Here is a 23,355-nt window from a genome sequence, read left to right on the forward strand (position 1 = left end):
TATCTACCTATTAACCAAATATATGACATCTTTACCATCGTTTTCTTTCCAAAGAACCTTCACTTTTTCGTCATCAATTGCATCTACCTGCCTTCCCCTGTAATTGGGTTGTATGGGCAAGTGTCTACTAAACCGGCGATCTATCAATATCAATAATTCTACTTCGGAAGGTCTCCCGAAGGACTGCAAAGCGGTTAAAGCGGCATTGATGCTTCTCCCGGTGTAAAGGACATCGTCCACAAGTACAACTTTCTTATCTTCAACTAGAAAATTTATTTTGGTCTTGGTCGCCTCCAGAGTCTTATCGCCCCTTCTAAAATCATCCCGATAAAAAGTGATATCCAGAAAGCCTAGGTCTATTTTCTTTATACCGTATTCCTCTTTTAAGATTTTACACAGTCTATCGGCTACATAAATTCCTCTTGGTTGAATTCCAATGATAACCGTATTTTTAAAATCCAAGTGATTTTCAAGCAGTTGGCAAGCCAAACGATGTAGGATGATATTGATTTCTTTTGAGGAAAGTAGTACTTTTTGACCCATATTAGTCCATCCACATTTTAGCAAGACAAAAATAGGGAATTCTCTCAAATAATGTTCAGTAACTTCCCAGAAACAAAAAGCCCCAACCTTATCGGTCGGGGCTCTGTAATCATATTAGATTATTGGATATTATCGAATTACTTTTTCTTTTTCTTAGAATCAGCAGCTTCCATTTTATCCTTTAATGCTTGTAAAGCATCGTTAGCATCACCTAAAGTTGGTTTAGCCTCATCCGCCGAAGCAGCTTGTCTTTTAACGGCTGCCTTTACATTACGCTTTTCTTCCTCTCGGAAAATGGCGGTATGACTGGCAACAACACGCTTAAAGTCTTTATTGAATTCAATAATCTTGAATTCCGCTTCTTCGCCTTTTGCTAGCTTTTTACCATCTTCTTTTTCCAAGTGACGTTGAGGAACGAATGCCGTAATATCCTCGTTAAAGTCTATCGTAGCTCCTTTATCCACAATTTCTGTGATGCTAGCAGTATGAACCGTATCCAAGGCAAACTCCTTTTCGTATTTGTCCCAAGGATTTTCAGTGGTTTGCTTATGGCCTAAACTTAATTTACGGCCTTCTACATCCAATTCCAATACCTCAACCTCTAAAGTATCACCTACATTGGTGAACTCAGATGGATGTTTAATCTTCTTGGTCCAAGAAAGGTCCGAGATATAAATTAATCCATCAATACCTTCTTCCAATTCTACAAAGACACCGAAGTTGGTGAAATTCCTGACGATACCTTTATGTCTAGAACCTACAGGATATTTAGTGGTAATATCCGTCCATGGGTCTGGCGTCAATTGTTTGATACCTAGCGACATTTTGCGGTCTTCACGATCTAAGGTCAATACCACTGCATCTACTTCATCACCAACCTTCACGAAATCCTGAGCGGAACGCAAGTGCGTAGACCAAGACATTTCAGATACGTGTATCAAACCTTCAACACCTTCTACAACCTCGATAAATGCACCGTAGTCAGCAATTACGACTACCTTACCTTTAACCTTATCTCCAATTTTTATTTCATCGCTTAGGGCTTCCCAAGGATGTTTTTCCAATTGCTTAAGACCTAATTGTATTCTAGATTTATTTTCGTCAAAATCAAGGATTACAACGTTTAATTTCTGGTCTAGTTCAACAACCTCGTTCGGGTGGTTGATTCTACTCCAAGAAAGGTCCGTAATATGTACAAGACCATCAACACCTCCAAGATCGATAAAGACACCATAGGAAGTAATGTTTTTAACAATACCTTCCAGTACCTGTCCTTTTTCCAATTGGCTGATAATCTCCTTTTTCTGCTCTTCAATATCCGCTTCAATAAGCGCTTTATGAGATACAACAACGTTTTTGAATTCATGGTTGATTTTCACCACCTTAAATTCCATTGTTTTATTTACATACTGATCGTAATCACGAATAGGCTTAACATCTATCTGTGAACCTGGTAAGAATGCCTCGATACCGAAAACATCCACAATCATACCTCCTTTGGTTCTACATTTTACAAAACCAGTTACGATTTCTTCCTTGTCATGCGCAGCATTCACACGGTCCCAAGCCATAATCGTACGAGCTTTTCTGTGTGAAAGTACTAATTGACCGCTTTTATCCTCACGTATGTCGATAAGAACCTCAACTTTGTCACCAACCTTTAAATCTGGATTGTAACGAAATTCGTTCAAGGAGATAACTCCTTCTGATTTTGCGTTGATATCGATGATGGCTTCCCTCTCAGTAAGATATACCACTGTACCGGTTACTACTTCCTCATCTGCAGTATCAACAAAATTCTGGGCAACCAACTCCTCGAATTCTTTAAGTTTGGAATCATCAACACGCTCAATACCTTGCTCGTATTTTTCCCAATTAAAGTTTTCTAGAAATTCTTTTGGATCTTGAACAGGAGCCTGTTCTTTTGTTTCTTGAACTACTTCCGTAGTTTCAGTTGTTGCCGTTGCAGTTTCTACCGCTTCAGCTTCTTTTTTTTCTTCAGCCATTCTATTAGCCTAAAATTTGTATTCTGTAAATGTATTGGAGTTAGACAATTGTTACAGAAGTAGTTATTACGTCTTTTTATCAATCCTTTTTCTCTCCAAATAGTTTGCCAAAAAAGGAGTGCAAAAATACAACTAAATTTTTTATTAACAAACAATTGAATGACTAGCCCGATTCAGCGTATAGACTTTACCACATTTTTAATTGAAATCATTCCAAATATGATTATCTTTCACTCATTAAAATATTAACCATTAAAAACAGTATTATGAGCGTTAAAGCAAAGTACCAAGGGGTTTTGGACCTTGGTGAGCAATTAGGTATAAAAGACGGAAAGGTTACCGAAGAAGGTGGTGTACTAAAAATTAAAGGAGAAGCAAAAACACCTTATGAAAAGGATTTAATTTGGGATAAAATTAAAGCTGTTGGAGGTGAAAATCCATCTGATATAAAAGCAAATATAACCGTTGAGGATAGTTCTGTTTATCACAGGCATGTAGTAAAAAGTGGTGAGTCACTCAGTAAAATAGCTAAACACTATTATGGAGACGCTATGAAGTATAAGCAGATTTTCTCATCTAACACCAATATCCTGAGTAATCCAGATGTTATTCATCCTGATCAAGTGTTGGTGATTCCAAATCCATAAGAAGTTCTAAATTAGACATAGAAAATGTCGCTGATTATTCAGCGGCATTTTTTTATATGCATTTCCAATAAAGGCACGCCTAAGAAGAATTTTATTCTTGCTTTTCAATTACTCTTAATGCATAATTGTGGATACGCTCAAATTGCTCCTTCAGCCCCATATCACTATTATCAAATTCAATGGCATCCTCGGCTTTTTTTAGCGGTGAAAACTCTCGGTTGGAGTCTATATAATCCCTTTTTTCGACATTTTCCAATACATCCACATATTTTACATTTTCACCTCTATCCAATAACTCTTTGTACCTTCTGTGAGCCCTTTTTTCTGGAGAAGCGGTCATGAAGATTTTAAGTTCAGCATCAGGAAAAACAACGGTACCTATATCACGACCATCCATTACTATTCCTTTTTCCTTGCCCATTTTCTTTTGCATATCTACAAGCTTATAGCGCACTTGTTCAATTTCAGCAATCCTACTCACGTTTTTGGAAACATCCAAAGTTCTAATTTCTTTTTCAACATTTTCACCGTTGAGATACATCTCCGAAAATCCCAATGCTTCGTTGTACTTAAATTTTAATTGAATTTTAGGTAATAGTTTTATCAAAGCGCTAATATTATCCCGCTCCCCTCCAATTAAACCGTTGCGCATGGCGAATAAGGTAACGGCCCTGTACATAGCCCCTGTATCCACATAGACATATCCCAGAACTTTTGCTAGTTGCTTGGCAAGGGTACTTTTTCCCGTAGAGGAAAAGCCATCAACAGCTATAGTTATTTTCTTCATTTATGCTGAATTTATTTCAGTTTTAATAAAAGTAGGGAGAATTAACACTTATCCACACGGGGACAGGCTCTAATTTCACTATAGTTTTTTGGCATTCTTGACTTTGCGATCGGTCAGCGCTATATCTATGACCTCGTGCATGTCTTTTACGTAATGAAAAGTCAAACCTTTTAGATAGGATTCCTTAATCTCTTTTACGTCCCTTTCGTTATCCGCACAAAGTATAATTTCCTTTATTCGAGCTCTCTTAGCAGCCAAAATTTTCTCCTTTATACCTCCTACGGGCAAGACCTTGCCACGTAGGGTTATTTCCCCTGTCATGGCCAAGCTTTTCTTTACTCTTCGCTGTGTGAACAGAGACACCAATGAGGTGAGCATGGTTATCCCTGCACTAGGGCCATCTTTTGGAGTAGCTCCTTCCGGCACATGGATATGGACGTTATATTTTTCGAAAATTGAAGAATCTAAACCAAATCGGTCCGCGTTGGATTTTATATATTCCATGGCAATGGTAGCGGACTCCTTCATTACCTTACCTAGATTACCGGTAATGCTCAAGGTACCCTTACCCTTGGATAAAATAGATTCTATAAAAAGGATATCTCCCCCAACACTGGTCCATGCCAGTCCGGTTACAACTCCAGCTACTTGATTGTTCTCATACTTATCGCGTTCCATCTTAGGCGAACCTAAAATTTTAACAACATCCTCATTCGTGATTTTAATATTATATTCTTCCTCAATAGCGATGGATTTTGCCGCGTACCTTACCATTTTAGCAATCTGTTTCTCCAGAGAACGTACACCTGATTCGCGTGTGTAACCTTCAACGATTTTTTCCAACTGCGGTTTTCCTATTTTAATATGCGAGGTGTCCAACCCATGTTCCTTAAGCTGTTTCGGCAATAGGTGTTTTTTAGCGATTTCCACTTTTTCCTCAATCGTGTAACCACTCACATTTATAATTTCCATTCGATCCCTTAAAGCAGGTTGTATGGTCGAAAGATTATTGGCCGTTGCAATAAACATGACCTTAGAGAGGTCGTAGCCCATTTCCAGGAAATTATCATAAAACTCTTTATTCTGCTCTGGGTCCAAAACTTCCAACATGGCGGAAGAGGGGTCACCTTGATTGCTACTTGAAAGTTTGTCAATTTCATCCAAGATAAAAACAGGATTAGATGTACCCGCCTTTTTTAGACTCTGAACAATCCTCCCTGGCATGGCACCGATATATGTTTTTCGATGGCCTCTAATTTCTGCTTCGTCACGAAGCCCTCCGAGTGAAATACGGACATATTCCCTTCCCAAAGCTTCCGCCACCGATTTGCCCAAAGAAGTTTTACCCACACCAGGAGGGCCATATAGACAAAGAATTGGAGATTTCATATCGTTCCGCAACTTCAAAACCGCCAGGTATTCAATAATTCTTCGCTTTACATCTTCTAGACCATAGTGGTCACGGTCCAAAATTCTTTCCGCACGTTTCAGATCAAATTTATCCTTGGAGTACTCGTTCCATGGCAAGTCCAGAATTAAATCCAAGTAGTTACGCTGAATGGAATACTCCGCTACTTGCGGATTCATCCGCTGCATTTTTGCCAATTCGCGGTTAAAGTGTTCTTTAACTTTCTTGCCCCATTTCTTTTTCTTGGCCTTAGCACGCATCTCCTCTAGCTCATCATCATAAGAAACCCCACCCAATTCCTCTTGGATCGTTTTCATTTGTTGGTGTAAGAAATATTCCCGCTGTTGTTGGTCTAAATCGCTACGAACTTTCGATTGTATGTCGTTCTTCAATTCCAACTTCTGCATCTCCACGTTCATATACTTCAGTGTGGCCAAAGCCCGCTCCTGGAGATTTCCAATTTCCAGCAGTTCCTGCTTGGCCTTGACATCCAAATTAAGATTGGAAGAAACAAAGTTGATAAGAAAGGAATCGCTTTGAATATTTTTAATGGCGAAAGAAGCCTCACTTGGAATGTTGGGATTATCTCGGATAATTTTGAGTGCCAAATCCTTAATTGACTCGATTATCGCTGAAAACTCCTTACTATTCTTATCTGGCCTTATCTCCTTCGTCTCTCTCACAGTAGCCGTCAAATAAGGTTTTTTAGTAAGCACTTCAGCCACTTCAAACCTCTTTTTGCCCTGAATGATTACGGTAGTATTACCATCTGGCATTTGTAATACCCGCAGAATGCGAGCGACGGTTCCCAAAGTATTTATATCCTTAACATCTGGGTTTTCGGTTTCCTCATCCTTTTGGGAAACTACGCCAATTACCTTGGAGCCATTGTTGGCATCCTTTATCAAACGAATAGATTTATCCCGCCCCGCTGTAATAGGAATTACTACCCCGGGAAACAAAACGGTATTACGCAAAGGTAAAATCGGTAAGGTTTCCGGTAATACTTCACTATTCATTTGTTCTTCGTCCTCCGGAGTTAACAATGGAATCAACTCGGATTCTTCATCAATTCCTTGTAAGGACATATTGTCAAAATTTGCAAATTTAGAATCTCCCATCTACTATATATCGGTCATTCTGTCATTAAAACAACAGATGAGTTCATTTTATAAAAATTAAAAAAATAAGTTTAAAGCCCTACGCACAGAACATATTGGCAAATAGCACTTTTTATCATACTCTATATTTCAATTCTTGTGCCAACCTTGATTGAAAGTGAAATTCATTCCATCAGCTCCAATAAGCTATGCACATAAAATGATTAACATCAAATCTTTTTCATCAAACTGTAACAATCTGTAAATTGGGTTATCTCTAAGACAAACCAATCGCTTTTTGAGCCAGAAAAAAGTACATATTGATGCATTATTGCAATCGTGCATGGACGGAAATCAAAGTGCACAGCTAGAAGTTTACAACAGGTATTACAAGGCCATGTACAATACGGCCTTACGCATTGTAAAGAATAGCGCCGAAGCGGAAGATGTTATGCAGGAATCGTTTTTAAACGCGTTTACGAAACTGGATACTTTCAAAGGTGAAGTTGCATTCGGGGCCTGGTTAAAACGGATTGTGGTAAACAGAAGTATTTATCATTATAGAAAGCAACGTAAAAAAAACGAAGTTGCCCTCGAAGATATAATGTACAAGGTCGAAGATAATGACGGAATTACTTCGGATCATGTGTTTACTGATCAAAAGGCTCAAAAAGTGATGGAAACCATGAAACGTTTAAAAGATAATTACAGAATTTCTTTGACCTTACATTTAATAGAGGGGTATGATTATGAGGAAATTGGGGCCATTATGAATATGAGTTATGCAAACTGCAGAACCACCATTTCTAGGGCAAAAGAAAGTTTAAGAAAAAAAATGTTAATTGAAAACTGATGGAAAAAGATAATTTAGAGAAATTATTCGCTGAACTGAGAGGCAGCTTTGACACCGAAGAGCCGAATACGGGACACCAGCAAAGGTTTTTGGAAAAACTTAAAAGCTCTAATGGTGTTGTCCAGATTAACCGTAAGAAGTTTATTTGGTGGAAACCACTCTCTATAGCCGCATCCATCGCCCTTTTGTTGGGAGTCGTTTTTGGCCAATTGTTTTCGGAACCAACTATTGAGGAGCGCTTAGCGCAAATTTCTCCGGAGGTATCCAATGCACAATTCTATTTTGCCAGCCTTATCGAAGAACAGGTAAAGGAGTTGGAAGCCGAAAGTTCTCCGCAAACACAAAAAATAATTTCGGATACTATGGCACAGCTTGCGGATTTGAAATTGGATTATAATAAACTTGAACAGGAACTTTTAAAAGGAGGTAATAGCAAGCTCATCCTGAGTGCAATGATTACCAATTTTCAAACAAGAATCGACTTATTGAACGATGTTTTAAGTCAAATCGAAACAATTAAAAATTTAAAAAATCATAATGATGAAATGAGCCAGGAGATAATTTGATCCCTTATAGCAAACAGATTTATGGCGAATTACATTTGACCAATTAAAAAAAATATACAAATGAAAACTTTACTATTTAAATATACCCTTCTATTATTGCTAATCAGTCCGGCATTGATAACGGCAAATGATGGAAAAATCAGAGGGAAGTACACCAAGGAAAAAACGATTAAAAAAGAGTTTAACGTAAATTCCGATGCACTTCTAAAAGTGAACAACAATTACGGTAATCTCACCCTAACTTCTTGGAATGAAAATAGAGTGGTCATCGAAGTACATATTAAGACCAATGGCAACAACGAAGAAAAAGTCCAAAATAAGCTGGATGAAATTTCTGTAGATTTTGAGGCCTCTAACAGTATGGTCTATGCCAAAACCACCTATGGTGAAAAGAACAGAAGTTGGGGATGGAATTGGGGAAAGAACAATAATGTAAATATGCAGATCAATTATACCATAAAGGTGCCCATTAAAAATAGTTTAAACCTCAATAATGATTATGGCAATATCATATTGGACCGCATAGATGGCCACGCAAAAATAAATTGCGACTATGGAAGATTGGAGATTGGGGAACTGCAAGGCAGAAACAATCAACTTAATTTTGACTATACTTCCAAATCAACCATTGGTTATATAAATAGTGGAGAAATCAAGGCCGACTACTCCGGTTTTACTATTGACAAAGCGGGAGATTTAAAGGTGAATGCCGACTATACCAATGCGAGCATAGGAAAAATGGAAAACCTGGATTATAGTAGTGATTACGGCACTATGGAGGTCGAAGAAGCGAATAATGTTAAAGGAAATGGCGATTATATTACGATTAAATTGGGCACTATTCATGGTAATGTGGACATTGTGGCGGATTACGGATCCATTAGAATCGATGAACTCGCCCCAGATGCAGGAAACGTATCTATAAGAACCGATTATACCGGAGTAAAAATTGGTTACAATCCCGACTATCATTTTAACTTTAATATATCAACGGATTATGCTGGGGTTAGCGGCAAAAACGATTTTGAGATGAACATAAGTACGGAAAAATCATCTTCCAAACATTACGAAGGTTATTATGGAAGCAATGGAAGTGGAAATATGATTACATTAAATAGCGAATACGGAGGAATAACTTTTACTAAAAAATAACAATCTAAAACAATTAACACAATGAAAAATTTAGGAGCCTTAACACTATTATTATTAGTCACCATTTCCTGCTCGGCACAATGGGGAAAAACCATAAAAGGTAACGGGGATAAAGTAACGATTGACCGTACTACAGGAAATTATGATGCTGTTTCTGTATCAGGTTGGTTTGATGTTGACTTGGTGGATGGTCAAGAAGGAGAATTGACCTTGGAAGGGGAATCCAACTTATTGGAATACATAAAAACTGAAGTAAAAGATGGTAAGCTGGTCATTAAGACCGAAAAAGGAGTTAATCTTAAACCTTCAAATTGGAACAGTGGTATTCGAATTACGGTACCCGTAGAAAGCATCAATTCCGTTGCGCTATCTGGCTCAGGGGATATTGTGGGCAAGACCACCATCAAAACTGATAGACTCAGCACAGCGATGTCCGGTTCCGGCGATATAACGTTAGATGTGAATGCAAATTCTGTAGAGGCCAGTATGTCGGGATCAGGTGATATTACCTTTTCAGGAAGAACAAAAGACTTTGAAGCTACTATTTCAGGAAGCGGAGATATAAAAGCTTTCGATATGGAAGCGGACAATGTAGATGCTACGGTTTCCGGTTCCGCGGATATCAAAGTAACCGCAAATAAAATGCTAAAGGCAAGAGTTTCCGGTTCAGGCGATATTACTTACAAGGGAAATCCAGAAAAATTGGATACCAAAACTTCCGGTTCCGGAGATATATCAAAAGGATAATAATCAAAATAGCGAACAATCAGCAACTGGAATGCCTCTTTTTTTAAAGGGGCTTTTTTATTTCCTTCACTCGAATCAACAGTAACATTCCGACCAAAAAAAACAAGCCCAGAAATATAATGGCGTTTCGCATGCTACCTGTAAATTGTGCCACAAAACCGTACAGAAAAGTTCCGATGACAATACCTATTTTTTCGGCAACATCGTAAAAGCTAAAGAATGAGGTCGTATCCGTTGTTTTGGGCAAAAACTTAGAGTAAGTAGATCTGGAGAGTGCTTGAATGCCCCCCATAACGATTCCCACACAACCAGCAGCTATATAAAAGTCAGTTGGGGTTATTAAAAAATAAGCATAAATACAAATGACTATCCATAAGGCATTGACCACAATCAATGTCTTAACGTTACCAAAACTCTTTGATGCCCAGGCCGTAACCGTTGCTCCTCCAATAGCGACTAGCTGTATGACCAAGATACTTATAATAAGACCCGTGGTACGTTCGCTATCAGAACCCCAGGCTATTTCCTCTTCACCAAAATAAGCGGCAATCAGCATAACCGTCTGTACCGCCATACTGTAGACGAAAAAAGCAGCTAAATATCTTTTTAATTTTATTTCTTCGCCTAATTGAAACCATACTCCCTTTAGTTCTTTGAATCCATTCAGTATAATATTCTTTCTTGCGCCATCCTTCTTATAACCCTTGGGTAAATGGTAAAATGAATACTGTGCAAAAATTATCCACCAAATACCCACCGATATGAACGAGTATTTCATTGCCTTGATTTCTGCCACGCCAGCTTCATCCGTAGTAATTCCAAAAACTTCCGGCTTCATTACCATGGCTAAATTGAAAAGTAGTAGGATAACACTGCCTATATATCCAAGGGAAAATCCTTTTGCGCTTATGCTGTCTTGCTGTTCCGGAAAAGCTACATCAGGCAAATACGAATTATTAATTGCAAAACTGACCCAAAAACCCACTAGACCGAAGAAATAACAAACCAAACCAAAATAAATGTTCTCCAAGGAAAACCAATACAGGCCAATACAGGAGATTCCGCCTAAATAGCAGAAGAACTGCATGAATATTTTCTTATTCCCTAAATAATCTGCCACTCCCGACACCAAAGGTGTGATTATGGCAATGAAAACAAATGCAAGTGATGTAACATAACTGATTAATGGTGCCCGAGCAATCTCTCCTCCAAAAACGGTTACTTTTTCAATTTCTGAAATCCGAAATAAGGCGCCATAGAAAATTGGAAAAATAGCGGAGGCTATGACCAAACTATATACAGAATTTGCCCAATCATAAAAGGCCCAAGCGTTCAAAAGCTTTTTACTACCCTTTAGGGCAATTGTTTTGGTCATCTAAAAAAATTAAAGCCGCGGTCAGTTGACCACGGCTTTAAATATACGATTAATAAGAAAAATGTCTACTGAAATTTAGTGACCCCAAATTTCTCCGCCTCTGCCTTTGCTTCGGGAGCCCATACCGTCAAATTGTTGATCCGTGTATCGTTAGACGGGTGAGTACTTAAGAACTCAGGAGGTGCTTGCCCCCCACTTTGAGCCTTCATACGCTTCCAAAGCTCAGCTGCCTCAGCAGGGTCATATCCTGCGATTGCCATAATCTGCAATCCAATACGGTCTGCCTCCGTTTCGTGACTTCTACTAAAAGGTAACATTAGCCCTACCTGCGAACCGATACCGTACGCTTGATTGAACATATTTCTTTTTTCAGGATCCTTTATGGCAACGTTCCCCGCTACCGCACCAATCTGCTGTAAGGTACCTGCACTCATGCGCTGCGCACCGTGATCCGCTAAAGCATGCGCCACTTCATGGCCCATAACCACCGCGACCCCGGTTTCGGTCTGCGTAATAGGAAGTATTCCGGTATAAAAAACAATTTTACCTCCCGGCATACACCAAGCGTTCACCGTTTCATCCTTTACCAAATTATATTCCCATTTGTAATCGCTCAAATAACCAGGATAGCCGTTAGCTGATAACCAACGTTCGGCAGCCGAAGAAATGCGCTGCCCAACTTTGGTAATCATGTGCGACTCCTTCGTACCCGTAATTACTTTGTTTTCCTGCAGGAATTGATCATATTGGGCAAAAGCCATTGGGAAAACTTGACTATTTGGATAAAAATTCAGTGTTCTTTGTCCCGTAAAGGGATTTGTTTTACAAGCCGCTACTCCAATAAAAAGCAGGGTTATAATAAATAACTTTCTCATTTTAAATAGTATTTAGCATCGAAAATTACAAAATAATTATTTCGCCGTTATGTGCAATACAGTAAAGTTTTTGTCTATATGTAAACTATTGTCGCCATTGGGCCTCACTGACTTTAGAGCGACTTCTTCATTATCCACTTCTATTTTTCCAATTTTGAAAGGAAGCCCGTGAAAAACAAATTTAAAGGTTTCATAATCCGTCATATATGTGCCGTCCTTAAATTGCTGTACCGTTAAAGAATTTTCTTTCCCTGTCAATTTGAAATTACGCAATGAATATCTTCCTTTTTTGTAATCATATCCATCTTGGGCATCCTCATAAACCTCCGACGTTTCAACACCCATTTTATAATAGGTATCCAACACAAGTTCCTCTATCGTCAATTCACCGATGTATTGTTGAACCGGATATTTTGGAATGATGGCTCCCTCTTTAATATAAATTGGAAGCTTGTCCAAACCAGCCTCTACCCATTTTTCCTTGCCGCCAGTCGTAACCTCATCGGTCCAATAATCATACCATTTCCCTCTCGGAATATACATTCTACGGCCTTGGGCGTTGGGTTCCTGAATTGGGCAGACCAAAATTTTCTCGCCAAAGATAAACTCATCGGTCCTGAAATGCGTCTGCGTATCCTCTTGATCAAAAAGGACCAAGGCCTGTAGCATCGGTTTTTGCTCTTTGCTGTACTTATAGAACATAGTATACAAATACGGCATCAATTGGTATCTAATCTCTATAAATTTCCTTACGATATCGGTTATCTCCGTTCCAAAAGACCAAGGTTCCTGATCTCCGTGATCACCACTTGAGTGAACCCGACAGAAAGGGTGGAAAACACCCAATTGTACCCATCTGGCGAATAGTTCGCCATTAGGCTGTTCGGCAAAACCTCCGATGTCTGAACCAACAAACGAATAACCACTCATACACATACGTTGCATTTGGACATTGGCTATCCAAAGATGTTCCCATGTCGCCACATTATCTCCAGTCCAGGTGGACGAATAGCGCTGGGTACCGGCGTAGGCCGCTCTCGTAATTACAAAAGGTCTTTTGGGATATACATATTTCTTTACCCCTTCATAGGTTGCCCTTACCATTTGCATACCATAAACATTATGTGCCTTTCTATGCGTACATGGGTGACCATCATAATTATGTCTTGTGTCCAAAGGGGCTGTTTTGGAAGGGACTTCCATAACCGCCGGTTCGTTCATATCGTTCCAAACGGCATGGACGCCTATGTCCGACATAAATTCTTTGTACAACTCCGCCCACCATTCGCGTACTTCCGGATTCGTAAAATCGGGGAAATTACATTCACCAGGCCATACTTTCCCCTGCATTAAGGGTCCGTCCCCACGTTTACAGAAGTAATCATTTTCTAGGGCTTCTTGATAAATCCAGTAATCCCTATCAATTTTAATTCCCGGATCGATCATAACGACAGTTTTGAAACCATCTTCTTCCAACTCATCAATCATTCGTTTTGGATTCGGAAAGTGGTTCTTGTCCCAAGTAAAACATCGAAATCCATCCATATAATCTATATCCAGGTATATGGCGTCACAGGGAATATCTAAATCCCTAAATTTTTTGGCTATTTCCTTGACATTGCTCTCCGGGTAATAGCTCCATTTTGATTGGTGGTATCCTAATGCCCACATAGGAGGAAGTTCAGGGGTTCCGGTCAAATTAGAATAACTAGAAACCACCTTGGACATTTCGGGGCCATATATGAAATAATAATTCATCTCACCACCGTCCGCCCAAAAACTAGTAGTATTCCTTCTTTCATGTGCAAAATCAAAATGAGTCTTAAAACTGTTGTCAAAGAAAACACCATAGGCCGTTCCTTTGGTCAATCCCACGTAAAACGGAATGGCTTTATACAGCGGGTCCTGATCCTTGCCGTAAGCATACTGATCCGTAACCCAGTTGTGCATTCTCTTGCCTTTCAAGTTACTGTGGGTAGCTTTGTCCCCCATCCCGTAGAAGCTTTCTCCGGTCTGGGTAATTTTGCTCATTTTTACGGTATTCCCTCCGTATTCATAATTCTCCTCCCAATGAAATCCAATTTCGTCCTCATTAATTATGGTTCCATTTAAATCGGATATTTGTGTGCGCAAGGTTTTCTTATCGACCAAAATATGAACGCGTGCCGTTTGCACGACGTATTCCGTATCGTTCTCTACAATCTCCAATATACTATAACCTAAAGTAGCCTCAGGGTCTATGGCATAGGAAAAATCGGGTTCGAATACATAGTTTGTAGCGTATCTGAAGCGAATAACGCTTCCCCTAAGAACGGTAATCTCCAAAATAACTCCGTTCTCCGTGGTGAAGTAAATTTTGTTCGTGTCCTGCTTAAACTTTACAATATGGTTAGGGGATAAGTTCCCCTTATATTCCAGTTCGGTATTTGTAATCATGCAGTTTTATTTTTAGCAATAGCAAAAAAAACACATTCAGTCCTAATTGCGAAATATTACCAGCGCAATTACAAACTATAACGATTTAGGCAAGCAATACTACTTTAAAATAACAATTCCGAGTGGAGGAATGGTGATTTCTATGGACTTTTTATGCCCATGCCATGCCTTGGTAGAAGATTTTACGCTTGGGTTCAGATTGCCGGCGCCACCATATTGCGCCGCATCACTATTTAAAATTTCCTTGATTCTTCCTTTTTTAGGTATGCCAATTCTATAATTTTCCCGCAATACCGGAGTAAAATTGCAGGCTACGATTAAATCGTTTTTAGCATCGTGGCCTTTTCTGATATAAGTTAACACCGAATTTTCATGGTCGCTGTAATCTATCCATTGAAATCCTTCCTGACTGAACTGCTTTTCATAAAGCGCGGGTGAGTTCTTATAAATTTGGTTCAAATCCTTTACAAATTGCTGAATACCTGCGTGACCGTCATATTGTAGCAAGTGCCAATCCAAGCTTTTTTGAAAATTCCATTCTGAGGTTTGCCCAAATTCACCTCCCATGAACATTAGTTTGGTTCCCGGGTGCGTAAACATATATCCAAAAAGCAATCTTAGATTAGCAAAGCGCTGCCATTCATCGCCTGGCATTCTGTAAACTAAAGATTGTTTGCCGTATACTACCTCATCATGTGAGAACGGGAGCATAAAGTTTTCCGTAAAAGCATAGGTCATACTAAAGGTAAGGTCGTTCTGATGGTATTTTCTATTAATTGGGTCTTCTTTAAAATACTGTAAGGTATCATGCATCCAACCCATCATCCATTTCATCCCAAAACCCAATCCCCCAAACTCTACCGGTCTAGAAACCCCGGTAAAAGCGGTGGATTCCTCCGCAATTGTCTGTACACCTTCAAAGCTAGAATAAACTTCTTGGTTCAGCTCCCTTATAAAGGACATTGCCTCCAAGTTTTCATTATTACCGTACATATTAGGTTCCCATTCACCATCCTCACGGGAATAATCCAGATAAAGCATAGACGCTACGGCATCCACACGAAGGCCATCTACATGGAATTGTTCCAACCAGAACAAGGCATTACTGATCAGGAACGCCCTAACCTCATTGCGCCCATAATTAAAAATTAAGCTTTTCCAATCCTGGTGATATCCCTTTCTTCTGTCCGGATGCTCATAAAGATGCGACCCATCAAAAAATCCAAGCCCATGGGCATCTTCTGGAAAATGGGAAGGTACCCAGTCTAAAATTACCCCTATATCATTTTGATGAAAGGTATCTACTAACAATTTAAACTCCTCTGGAGAACCGAATCTTGACGTCGGCGCAAAATATCCCGTTAGCTGGTATCCCCAAGAGGGATCATAGGGATATTCCATAATGGGCATGAACTCCACATGGGTATAGCCCATTTCTTTTACATATGCAACAAGGTCCTTTGACAACTCTTTATAACTCAAGAAATTATTATCCTTGTCCCTTTTCCAAGAACCCAAATGCACTTCATATACGGAATAGGGCCTATCCAGACCGTTCTTTTCTTTACGATATCCCATCCAATCTTTGTCCTTCCACTTGTATGCTGCATTCCAGACTACGGAAGCCGTTTTTGGGGGATGTTCACATAATCTGGCAAAAGGGTCGGCCTTCTCGGTCCATATATCATTATTATGCGACTGTATCTTATACTTGTAAATCTCACCATGTCCTACTCCTGGAACAAAACCTTCCCAAATACCACTAGAATCCCATCTTACATTGAGTTTGTGCTCATTTTCGTTCCAACTATTAAAGTTCCCTACTACAGATACACCCTTTGCTGAAGGAGCCCAAACCGCAAAGTAGGTTCCTTTCTCACCATCTATTTCTATGGGGTGGGAACCTAATTTATCATACAATCGATAGTGTTTTCCACCTTTGAAGAGGTTAATATCAAAATCTGTGAACAGTGAGTGTACTATAACTTTGGACATAGGTATTATAATTTTGGCGTAAATCTAATCAACTTTGAATTAACTACTGTATTTTGGTTTCCTCAACTCCATTGATTGTTACATAATTTCTAAAATACTAAAAATTGGAACGCTTTTTGAAATGAAGTCCATAATAAACATCTGTAAATCCGAAAAATCAATATAACATGAAAAAATTCAATTTAATCTTAGGTGCATTCGTAACTCTATTTCTACTGTCCTGTGAAGGACCTCAAGGCCCTCCGGGGTTTGACGGTTTTGACGGTCGCGATGGTATAGATGGCGAAGACGGTATTAATATATTAGGGAAAGTAATAGACATTGAAGGAACCTTTGATATTTCGAACGAATATTCGATTTTTTATGAATTCCCACAAACCGTAGAAGTTTTTGAAACCGACGTAGTGTTAGTCTATCTATTATGGGACCAAACAGAAGATGGTAACGGGGAGCCTGTGGATATATGGAGACTACTGCCACAGACAAGAATTCTGGACCAAGGATTACTACAATATAATTACGACTTCACATTTTTTGATGTTAATATTTTCTTGGAGTCCGATTTTGACTTGGAGACTTTACAACCGGGCGATACGGATAATCAAGTCTTCCGTATTGCGGTTCTTCCGGCAGAATCGGCGCAATCCGGTAAATTGGATACGTCCAATATAAATTCTGTTATGGGTGCTTTAGGCATTTCAGAAGACCAAGTGAGTAAAATTAAGTTGGACTGATAAAAAAGTCTAGAACGATTTCAGCCCCGCTTTAAGACGGGGCTTTTTTTTACGCTATCCTCTCATATTTGGTAAACCTTAACAGAATCTTTTGTGTAAGTAGTCTAAATTTGAAATGATTACTCTGCAAAAACGTCTAAAAAGAAAAAAATACGATTATGATTTTGAGAATTTTAACAGTGATTTTGATAGTACTGACCAGTTGTAAGGGAGTATCCCAAGAAAAGGATATGGCTTCCGAAAGTAATACGGAAACGACTAAAGAATTTCCAGTTCAAAAAACTGAGGCCGAATGGAAGGCACAACTAACGGATGAAGAATTTTATGTACTAAGAAAGGCAGCGACTGAAAATCCGTTCACTAGTGAACTGCTGGATAATAAAAAGAAAGGTACTTATGTATGCGCAGCATGTGGCGCACCAGTTTTTGAAAGTGATACAAAATTCGATTCAGGTACTGGATGGCCCAGTTTCTACCAGGAAATTGAGGGCAATGTTGCATATGATGTGGATTATAAAATTGGATATAAGCGAACCGAAGAGCATTGCGCCACCTGTGGTGGACATTTAGGGCATGTTTTTGACGACGGCCCTGCCCCTACTGGAAAAAGACATTGTATCAATGGAGTGGCACTAGATTTTGTGCCAGATTCAAAGTAAATTACAAAAACTAATATTTTGACTTCCAAATGGGTAGTCCGCTAGGGATTATCGTTTGGAAGTTTTATTTTTTAGGAATTATTTAAAATATGTTAGACCTAGAGAATTATATCCAAAGTGTCCGGTTGGAATTTGAACGTTACAAAACCCTAGGCGATAAAACATTCCAACAACTCTCCGATGAAGAATTATTATGGAAATATTCCTCAACGGATAACAGTATTGCCCAAATCGTAAAGCACATGGCGGGTAATATGTTGAGCAGATGGACCAATTTTTTGACAGAGGACGGCGAAAAACCGTGGCGACAAAGGGAAAATGAGTTTTCCGAACCTTCAACTAAAAAATCGGAAATCATTACGTCTTGGGAACAGGGTTGGGATTGTCTTTTCAATGCCTTAAATCAAATCGATAGTAAAAATTTCAATACTGAAATAAAAATTAGAAATGAATCGCATACCATAGTTGAAGCTTTGAATAGGCAGTTGGCCCATTACCCCAACCATGTTGGTCAAATTGTACTATTGGGTAAAATGATAAAAGGAGGCGAATGGAGGTCCTTATCCATTCCAAAAGGCGAATCAGAGGCCTTTAATCGCATGAAATTTGGAGGTAAAGAATAAGTTCGTATAAATCTACAAAAGCAACTTTTTAAATTTAGGATGATTCTTGCCCTTCAACTCCTATTTTGTATTTTTGCACCGCTCCCGAGGAAGTTGGGGTTAACAACATAAAAATAGAAGTATGAGCACTTTTGATGTTATTGTTTTAGGTAGTGGCCCAGGTGGTTATGTTACAGCGATTAGAGCTTCTCAGCTTGGACTAAAAACCGCTATCATTGAGAAAGAAAGTCTTGGTGGTGTATGCCTAAACTGGGGATGCATCCCAACCAAAGCATTACTTAAATCTGCTCAGGTTTTTGAGTATTTGCAGCATGCGGAAGATTATGGACTAAAAGCAGATGGTGTTGATAAGGATTTCAATGCCGTTGTGAAGAGAAGTAGAAGCGTGGCCGATGGGATGAGCAAAGGCGTTCAATTTCTGATGAAGAAAAATAAAATAGAAGTCATAAATGGATATGGGACTTTAAAATCGGGGAAGAAGGTTTCCGTAAAGGCTGAAGACGGGAAAGAAACCGAATACAGCGCAGAACATGTCATTATTGCTACAGGTGCCAGAAGCAGAGAATTACCTAGTCTACCCCAGGATGGGAAGAAAATAATCGGTTATAGGAAAGCCATGACCTTGGAAAGTCAACCCAAAAAAATGATCGTTGTCGGTAGTGGTGCCATTGGGATTGAGTTCGCTTATTTCTACAATTCTATGGGAACGGAAGTAACCGTGGTCGAATATCTTCCAAATATTGTTCCCGTAGAGGATGAGGACGTATCCAAACAATTGGAACGAAGCTTTAAAAAGTCGGGAATAAAAATAATGACCTCTGCAGAGGTGACTTCGGTCGATACCTCAGGGAGTGGTGTAAAGGCTACTGTAAAAACCTCTAAGGGTGAAGAAATTTTAGAAGCGGACATCGTATTATCTGCGGTTGGCATTAAGTCCAATATCGAAAATATTGGATTAGAGTCTGTTGGAATAGCAACGGATAGGGATAAGATTTTGGTAAACGATTATTACCAAACAAATATTCCCGGGTATTATGCGATTGGGGATGTTACTCCAGGTCAGGCCTTGGCGCACGTAGCTTCCGCAGAGGGTATTCTTTGTGTGGAAAAAATTGCAGGAATGCACGTTGAGCCTTTGGATTACGGAAATATTCCTGGATGTACCTATTGTTCGCCGGAAATTGCCTCTGTCGGACTTACTGAAAAACAAGCCAAAGAAAAAGGTCTGGATATTAAAGTAGGCAAGTTTCCTTTCTCAGCAAGTGGTAAGGCAAAAGCCTCTGGAGCTTCAGATGGTTTTGTAAAAGTAATTTTCGATGCCAAGTACGGGGAATGGTTGGGTTGCCATATGATTGGCGCTGGTGTGACCGATATGATTGCTGAGGCTGTTTTAGGTAGGAAGCTTGAAACTACAGGACATGAGGTCCTAAAAGCTGTTCACCCGCACCCAACAATGAGCGAAGCGGTTATGGAGGCCGTTGCCGATGCCTATGACGAGGTAATTCATTTGTAAGGTGTTCATAGGGCTTGGAAGTTGATAGGATTATTCAGATACTGTCACATCCAAACCCTTAACAAGCTTATTAACTTTATTCACATTTATAAAATTCTTTCAAAATATGCTTAAGGCGTTCAGAGTAACCGCGATTTTAGAGGGAATTTCTTATTTAGCCCTTTTCGGTATTACAATGCCCTTAAAATACTGGGCGGAAATTCCGGGACCAAATAAGGTGGTCGGTTACGCTCATGGGGTACTCTTTATTGCATTTATAGCCCTTGCGCTAATCGTTTGCTTTCAAAAAAAATGGGGCGTTAAGCGCTTTATCATATTTGGTATCGCTTCCCTCCTACCGTTTGCGACCTTTTATGTGGAAGAAAAATACCTTCGGCCTGCATCTTAGCTTACTCTATTTTTTCTTCAAATCGATAAATATTTCCGTCAAAGCTACACACAAAAAGCTCGTTGTTGTCGTCGGTACCAAACGATGAAATATTAAGTCCGGTCTCCAGCAACAGTTGATTATTTAGATTACCACCTAGGTTCGTGCTGAGTGCCCATATACGTCCCGAAATAAAATCTCCATAGATGTAAAACCCTTTCAAAGAAGGTACCAATGATCCTCGATAAACATAACCACCGGTTACCGACTTGTCGTTTGAATCGTGATTGTATTCAAATACAGGAGCTATGGTCCCCTCGCTTTCACAGTTGACAGCATTATAACACCTAGTTCCCTCTAAAATATTCCAACCGTAGTTACCGCCGTTTTGTATAATATCGATTTCCTCTAATTCTCCTTGACCAACATCCCCAGCCCACAGCCGCCCGCTTTGAACATCAAAGCTAAAACGCCACGGGTTTCTGAGACCATAGGCAAAAATCTCAGCTCTAGCATCTTGTGTATCTACAAATGGGTTTTCCGCGGGGATGCTATATTCCAACCCATTCTCGAGTACATTTACATCAATTCTAAGAATTTTACCGAGAAGGTTATTCAGATTCTGGGCATTTCCGTTCGGGTCACCTGCACCACCTCCGTCTCCGGAGGAAATGTATAAATATCCGTCCGGACCAAAAGCTAATTGCCCCCCGTTATGATTATCAAAAGGTTGAGGAATACGTAATAAAACAGTCTCACTAGTAATATCTGCCAAGTTGGGATTGGTCGCAGAAACTTTAAAGCGAGAAACTAAGGCTAAGTCGTTTGAAGGGGTGTAGGTGACATAAAAAAAACCATTAGTCCCAAAATTTGGATGAAATGCAAGACCTAATAACCCCAACTCCCCAGAACTGGCAATTCTATTTCCTATATCAAAAAAAGTAGTAGTATTCTCTACTGATTCGTCATTTTCAAAAACTTTTATTGCCCCACCCTGCTCAACGACGAATAATCTATTTGAGCCATCTTCTGGGCTTTGTAGATCTAAAGGTCTAGAAAAATCCAAATTCGGAAATGCATTTACAAGACTTATAGTGTCTTCCGGAATCGGTGCAGGTGAATTATTGTCGTCATTACTGCACGAGATGAATAACAAGAAAATAATACCAAATGGCAATAGGAAAGGCCTTTTCATAGCAATGGGGTTTACCTATATACGGTAAAACTGGCTCCTTTAGATTCAAAGAAGAACCAAGGTGACTAAAACTTCTATAGAAAACTTTTTATCGCCAAATCGTAGCTTTGTAGACCAAAGCCCAATATAACACCCTTTGCACCAGCTGAAATATAGGAAACATGCCGAAACTCTTCTCTTTTATACGTATTGGATATATGTACTTCTACAACGGGAGTTTCTATAGCTTTTACTGCATCGCCTATACCGACCGAAGTATGCGTGTAAGCGGCCGCATTTAGAATGATACCGTCATGCGAGAAACCAATTTCTTGAATCTTATCGATGAGCTCTCCTTCAATATTAGATTGGAAGTATTCCAACTGAACATCCTTGTACTTAAATTGAAGTTCCGAAAAATAATCTTCAAAGGTTTTGTTCCCATAAACTTCTGGCTCTCGCTTCCCGAGAAGGTTGAGATTAGGGCCATTTATTATAATCAACTTCATAAGGTAAAAATAGCGATAAAATAAAAGCATAAAAAAAGCGAAAACAATTGTTTTCGCTTTTATACTATGGTATGCTACGGACGTTTAGTTAAAACGGTAACCCGCACCAATTGTCAATGTGTTATAATCAACTGCGTCACCGAAATCTCCTCCTCTACTGATTTCAAATCCGTAACGAGCTTCTACGAACCAATTTTCATTGAATTGGTATCCACCACCAACGGCTAAATCAATTCCCAATGCACCATCTGGAACATCTTCCAATAAATAATTCACTTGTGGTCCAGCCTGTACGTTAAACGATTCTACAACTTCATATTTGAACATTACAGGAATATATAATGATGTTAAATCACTTACTATACTTAACAAGGCAGAGGGTTCCAAATCAATCTTATCGCTAAGCTCAAAATTATATCCACCACCAACGTAGAATCCTAATTCACTATCGGAAGCATCTCCAAATGATCCTAAATCTACCTTAGCGGTTACGTTGTTAATACCTGCTTTAACTGCAAAACCTTGCTGTGCACTTACCGAAAAAGTAACTCCTAGAACGAAAAATGCAATTACTCCAAATTTTTTCATAATTATTGTTTTTGATTTGTTCTAAAACGTTAGTATGTATTTTATATTGTTTTTAGCACTAGAATAAAAACAAGACTCCGAGTAGCGCACTGGAAAAGGTAACCTCATCATTTACAGCAAAGTAGGATACGTTGATCTCTGTGGTTCCACCACTAATGTCAAAACCTATAGTCGGTCTATAATAAAATCCACCTTCATTTCCTTTGTTTATACCTACGGCATAGCCTACGTCTCCACCAATTTTAAAACCGGAGGTAGGATATATTCTTAAGGATCCAGCAATGGGTATAAACTGAACATTATCAAACTCGGTCTCTATTGTGAGCCCACCATTAGAAACGGTCTGCTTTTCACCGAATGCATTTGAAAATCCGGTTGCGATTCCCAAATCGATCTCCCTAGAAACGCCCCAATGTTGATATACATCCAGTCCTAAATTAAGACTGTAGGCTTCGGAAAAATCCCCAACTACTAAACCTACATTGATTCCAGCTCTAAAATTAGTCCTGTCAACTTGAGCTTGAAGTCCCAAAGAAGCAAGGAAAAGTGCGCACAAAAATACAAACTTACTCTTCATAAAATTATATTGGTTTGGTTATTAGCGTAAAAGTAGAGGCTTGATAATACTTCTAGCAATCTTTGTTGTAAACCTACCAAAGAGCGTTGTGGAAAGGGATATAGTAGTAGTGATTGACTTG

22 protein-coding genes are annotated in these 23,355 nt (G+C 39.2%); 10 read left to right on the forward strand and 12 right to left on the reverse strand.

Going from position 1 to position 23,355, the window contains the following annotated elements:
• Positions 1-3: 3 nt before the first annotated feature.
• Together pyrR and rpsA are read right to left on the reverse strand one after the other, a co-directional pair.
• A complete protein-coding gene (pyrR, locus tag N8A89_RS01655; protein WP_281540692.1) occupies positions 4-543 on the reverse strand; it encodes a bifunctional pyr operon transcriptional regulator/uracil phosphoribosyltransferase PyrR in 540 nt (179 codons plus the stop codon).
• Positions 544-680: 137 nt separating this feature from the next.
• Positions 681-2,549, reverse strand: coding sequence for a 30S ribosomal protein S1 (gene rpsA / locus N8A89_RS01660; RefSeq protein WP_289644758.1), 1,869 nt, complete (start codon positions 2,547-2,549; stop codon positions 681-683).
• Positions 2,550-2,815: 266 nt separating this feature from the next.
• Between rpsA and N8A89_RS01665 the strand changes: the two genes are divergently transcribed.
• Positions 2,816-3,196 carry a LysM peptidoglycan-binding domain-containing protein gene (locus tag N8A89_RS01665; RefSeq protein ID WP_281540693.1) on the forward strand — a complete coding sequence of 127 codons (381 nt, stop codon included), beginning with the start codon at positions 2,816-2,818 and terminating at the stop codon, positions 3,194-3,196.
• 91 nt (positions 3,197-3,287) lie between these two features.
• Here the strand turns inward: N8A89_RS01665 and cmk are convergent, their stop codons facing one another.
• A complete protein-coding gene (gene cmk, locus N8A89_RS01670; protein WP_289644823.1) occupies positions 3,288-3,983 on the reverse strand; it encodes a (d)CMP kinase in 696 nt (231 codons plus the stop codon).
• A gap of 78 nt (positions 3,984-4,061) precedes the next feature.
• A complete protein-coding gene (gene lon / locus N8A89_RS01675) occupies positions 4,062-6,512 on the reverse strand; it encodes an endopeptidase La (protein WP_281540694.1) in 2,451 nt (816 codons plus the stop codon).
• A 277-nt stretch (positions 6,513-6,789) separates the two neighbouring features.
• On the opposite strand from lon, the gene N8A89_RS01680 reads away from it, so the two are divergent.
• Genes N8A89_RS01680 through N8A89_RS01695 form a run of 4 tightly spaced genes read left to right on the forward strand, consistent with a single transcriptional unit; the run spans position 6,790 to position 9,809 of the window.
• Complete coding sequence (locus N8A89_RS01680) at positions 6,790-7,344, forward strand: RNA polymerase sigma factor (protein WP_289644824.1); 555 nt, start codon at positions 6,790-6,792, stop codon at positions 7,342-7,344.
• Positions 7,344-7,910 (forward strand): hypothetical protein, encoded by a 567-nt coding sequence (locus N8A89_RS01685; protein WP_281540696.1) that lies wholly within the window; start codon positions 7,344-7,346, stop codon positions 7,908-7,910. Before N8A89_RS01680 ends, N8A89_RS01685 begins: the two co-directional genes overlap by 1 nt.
• A 60-nt stretch (positions 7,911-7,970) precedes the next feature.
• Positions 7,971-9,062, forward strand: a complete 1,092-nt coding sequence (locus tag N8A89_RS01690; RefSeq protein WP_281540697.1) for a DUF4097 family beta strand repeat-containing protein — start codon at positions 7,971-7,973, stop codon at positions 9,060-9,062.
• Between the two features lie 21 nt (positions 9,063-9,083).
• A complete protein-coding gene (locus N8A89_RS01695) occupies positions 9,084-9,809 on the forward strand; it encodes a head GIN domain-containing protein (protein WP_281540698.1) in 726 nt (241 codons plus the stop codon).
• A gap of 43 nt (positions 9,810-9,852) precedes the next feature.
• Here N8A89_RS01695 and N8A89_RS01700 read toward each other — a convergent pair whose 3' ends face one another.
• The 4 genes from N8A89_RS01700 to glgB all read right to left on the reverse strand — a co-directional run bounded on the left by N8A89_RS01700 (position 9,853) and on the right by glgB (position 16,490).
• Positions 9,853-11,184: an MFS transporter gene (locus tag N8A89_RS01700; RefSeq protein WP_289644825.1), complete on the reverse strand. Its 1,332-nt coding sequence runs from the start codon at positions 11,182-11,184 to the stop codon at positions 9,853-9,855.
• A 65-nt stretch (positions 11,185-11,249) separates the two neighbouring features.
• The gene (locus N8A89_RS01705; RefSeq protein WP_281540699.1) at positions 11,250-12,059 is read right to left on the reverse strand and encodes a M48 family metallopeptidase; all 810 of its coding nucleotides are present in this window, start codon (positions 12,057-12,059) and stop codon (positions 11,250-11,252) included.
• A 36-nt stretch (positions 12,060-12,095) separates the two neighbouring features.
• Positions 12,096-14,495: a glycoside hydrolase family 31 protein gene (locus tag N8A89_RS01710; RefSeq protein WP_281540700.1), complete on the reverse strand. Its 2,400-nt coding sequence runs from the start codon at positions 14,493-14,495 to the stop codon at positions 12,096-12,098.
• Positions 14,496-14,594: 99 nt separating this feature from the next.
• The gene (gene glgB / locus N8A89_RS01715) at positions 14,595-16,490 is read right to left on the reverse strand and encodes a 1,4-alpha-glucan branching protein GlgB (RefSeq protein WP_289644826.1); all 1,896 of its coding nucleotides are present in this window, start codon (positions 16,488-16,490) and stop codon (positions 14,595-14,597) included.
• Between the two features lie 167 nt (positions 16,491-16,657).
• Between glgB and N8A89_RS01720 the strand changes: the two genes are divergently transcribed.
• From N8A89_RS01720 to N8A89_RS01740, 5 genes are all read left to right on the forward strand, one after another.
• Positions 16,658-17,224 (forward strand): collagen-like protein, encoded by a 567-nt coding sequence (locus N8A89_RS01720; RefSeq protein WP_281540701.1) that lies wholly within the window; start codon positions 16,658-16,660, stop codon positions 17,222-17,224.
• Positions 17,225-17,382: 158 nt separating this feature from the next.
• Positions 17,383-17,883 carry a peptide-methionine (R)-S-oxide reductase MsrB gene (gene msrB, locus N8A89_RS01725; protein WP_281540702.1) on the forward strand — a complete coding sequence of 167 codons (501 nt, stop codon included), beginning with the start codon at positions 17,383-17,385 and terminating at the stop codon, positions 17,881-17,883.
• An 89-nt stretch (positions 17,884-17,972) separates the two neighbouring features.
• Positions 17,973-18,506 carry a DUF1572 family protein gene (locus N8A89_RS01730; RefSeq protein WP_281540703.1) on the forward strand — a complete coding sequence of 178 codons (534 nt, stop codon included), beginning with the start codon at positions 17,973-17,975 and terminating at the stop codon, positions 18,504-18,506.
• 121 nt (positions 18,507-18,627) lie between these two features.
• On the forward strand, positions 18,628-20,019 hold the full coding sequence (gene lpdA, locus N8A89_RS01735) for a dihydrolipoyl dehydrogenase (RefSeq protein ID WP_281540704.1): 1,392 nt from the start codon (positions 18,628-18,630) through the stop codon (positions 20,017-20,019).
• Between the two features lie 106 nt (positions 20,020-20,125).
• Complete coding sequence (locus tag N8A89_RS01740) at positions 20,126-20,407, forward strand: DUF3817 domain-containing protein (protein ID WP_289644827.1); 282 nt, start codon at positions 20,126-20,128, stop codon at positions 20,405-20,407.
• Position 20,408: 1 nt separating this feature from the next.
• On the opposite strand, the gene N8A89_RS01745 is transcribed toward N8A89_RS01740, so the two are convergent.
• From N8A89_RS01745 to N8A89_RS01760, 4 genes are all read right to left on the reverse strand, one after another.
• Positions 20,409-21,581, reverse strand: a complete 1,173-nt coding sequence (locus N8A89_RS01745) for a PQQ-dependent sugar dehydrogenase (RefSeq protein WP_281540705.1) — start codon at positions 21,579-21,581, stop codon at positions 20,409-20,411.
• Positions 21,582-21,655: 74 nt separating this feature from the next.
• Entirely contained in the window at positions 21,656-22,069 is a 414-nt protein-coding gene (gene aroQ, locus N8A89_RS01750; RefSeq protein WP_281540706.1) for a type II 3-dehydroquinate dehydratase, read from the reverse strand.
• An 84-nt stretch (positions 22,070-22,153) separates the two neighbouring features.
• On the reverse strand, positions 22,154-22,657 hold the full coding sequence (locus N8A89_RS01755; protein ID WP_281540707.1) for an outer membrane beta-barrel protein: 504 nt from the start codon (positions 22,655-22,657) through the stop codon (positions 22,154-22,156).
• A 58-nt stretch (positions 22,658-22,715) separates the two neighbouring features.
• The gene (locus tag N8A89_RS01760; protein WP_281540708.1) at positions 22,716-23,234 is read right to left on the reverse strand and encodes a hypothetical protein; all 519 of its coding nucleotides are present in this window, start codon (positions 23,232-23,234) and stop codon (positions 22,716-22,718) included.
• Between the last annotated feature and the right edge of the window lie 121 nt (positions 23,235-23,355).

It is taken from the genome of Maribacter aestuarii, assembly GCF_027474845.2.
GTDB classification, from domain to species: Bacteria; Bacteroidota; Bacteroidia; order Flavobacteriales; family Flavobacteriaceae; genus Maribacter; species Maribacter aestuarii.

Bases quoted from the DNA above. Each gene is read 5' to 3' on its own strand.
- pyrR (WP_281540692.1), bottom strand. From the start codon at position 543: ATGGGTCAAAAAGTACTACTTTCCTCAAAAGAAATCAATATCATCCTA.
- rpsA (WP_289644758.1), bottom strand. From the start codon at position 2,549: ATGGCTGAAGAAAAAAAAGAAGCTGAAGCGGTAGAAACTGCAACGGCA.
- N8A89_RS01665 (WP_281540693.1), top strand. From the start codon at position 2,816: ATGAGCGTTAAAGCAAAGTACCAAGGGGTTTTGGACCTTGGTGAGCAA.
- cmk (WP_289644823.1), bottom strand. From the start codon at position 3,983: ATGAAGAAAATAACTATAGCTGTTGATGGCTTTTCCTCTACGGGAAAA.
- lon (WP_281540694.1), bottom strand. From the start codon at position 6,512: ATGGGAGATTCTAAATTTGCAAATTTTGACAATATGTCCTTACAAGGA.
- N8A89_RS01685 (WP_281540696.1), top strand. From the start codon at position 7,344: ATGGAAAAAGATAATTTAGAGAAATTATTCGCTGAACTGAGAGGCAGC.
- N8A89_RS01690 (WP_281540697.1), top strand. From the start codon at position 7,971: ATGAAAACTTTACTATTTAAATATACCCTTCTATTATTGCTAATCAGT.
- N8A89_RS01695 (WP_281540698.1), top strand. From the start codon at position 9,084: ATGAAAAATTTAGGAGCCTTAACACTATTATTATTAGTCACCATTTCC.
- N8A89_RS01700 (WP_289644825.1), bottom strand. From the start codon at position 11,184: ATGACCAAAACAATTGCCCTAAAGGGTAGTAAAAAGCTTTTGAACGCT.
- N8A89_RS01705 (WP_281540699.1), bottom strand. From the start codon at position 12,059: ATGAGAAAGTTATTTATTATAACCCTGCTTTTTATTGGAGTAGCGGCT.
- N8A89_RS01710 (WP_281540700.1), bottom strand. From the start codon at position 14,495: ATGATTACAAATACCGAACTGGAATATAAGGGGAACTTATCCCCTAAC.
- glgB (WP_289644826.1), bottom strand. From the start codon at position 16,490: ATGTCCAAAGTTATAGTACACTCACTGTTCACAGATTTTGATATTAAC.
- N8A89_RS01720 (WP_281540701.1), top strand. From the start codon at position 16,658: ATGAAAAAATTCAATTTAATCTTAGGTGCATTCGTAACTCTATTTCTA.
- msrB (WP_281540702.1), top strand. From the start codon at position 17,383: ATGATTTTGAGAATTTTAACAGTGATTTTGATAGTACTGACCAGTTGT.
- N8A89_RS01730 (WP_281540703.1), top strand. From the start codon at position 17,973: ATGTTAGACCTAGAGAATTATATCCAAAGTGTCCGGTTGGAATTTGAA.
- lpdA (WP_281540704.1), top strand. From the start codon at position 18,628: ATGAGCACTTTTGATGTTATTGTTTTAGGTAGTGGCCCAGGTGGTTAT.
- N8A89_RS01740 (WP_289644827.1), top strand. From the start codon at position 20,126: ATGCTTAAGGCGTTCAGAGTAACCGCGATTTTAGAGGGAATTTCTTAT.
- N8A89_RS01745 (WP_281540705.1), bottom strand. From the start codon at position 21,581: ATGAAAAGGCCTTTCCTATTGCCATTTGGTATTATTTTCTTGTTATTC.
- aroQ (WP_281540706.1), bottom strand. From the start codon at position 22,069: ATGAAGTTGATTATAATAAATGGCCCTAATCTCAACCTTCTCGGGAAG.
- N8A89_RS01755 (WP_281540707.1), bottom strand. From the start codon at position 22,657: ATGAAAAAATTTGGAGTAATTGCATTTTTCGTTCTAGGAGTTACTTTT.
- N8A89_RS01760 (WP_281540708.1), bottom strand. From the start codon at position 23,234: ATGAAGAGTAAGTTTGTATTTTTGTGCGCACTTTTCCTTGCTTCTTTG.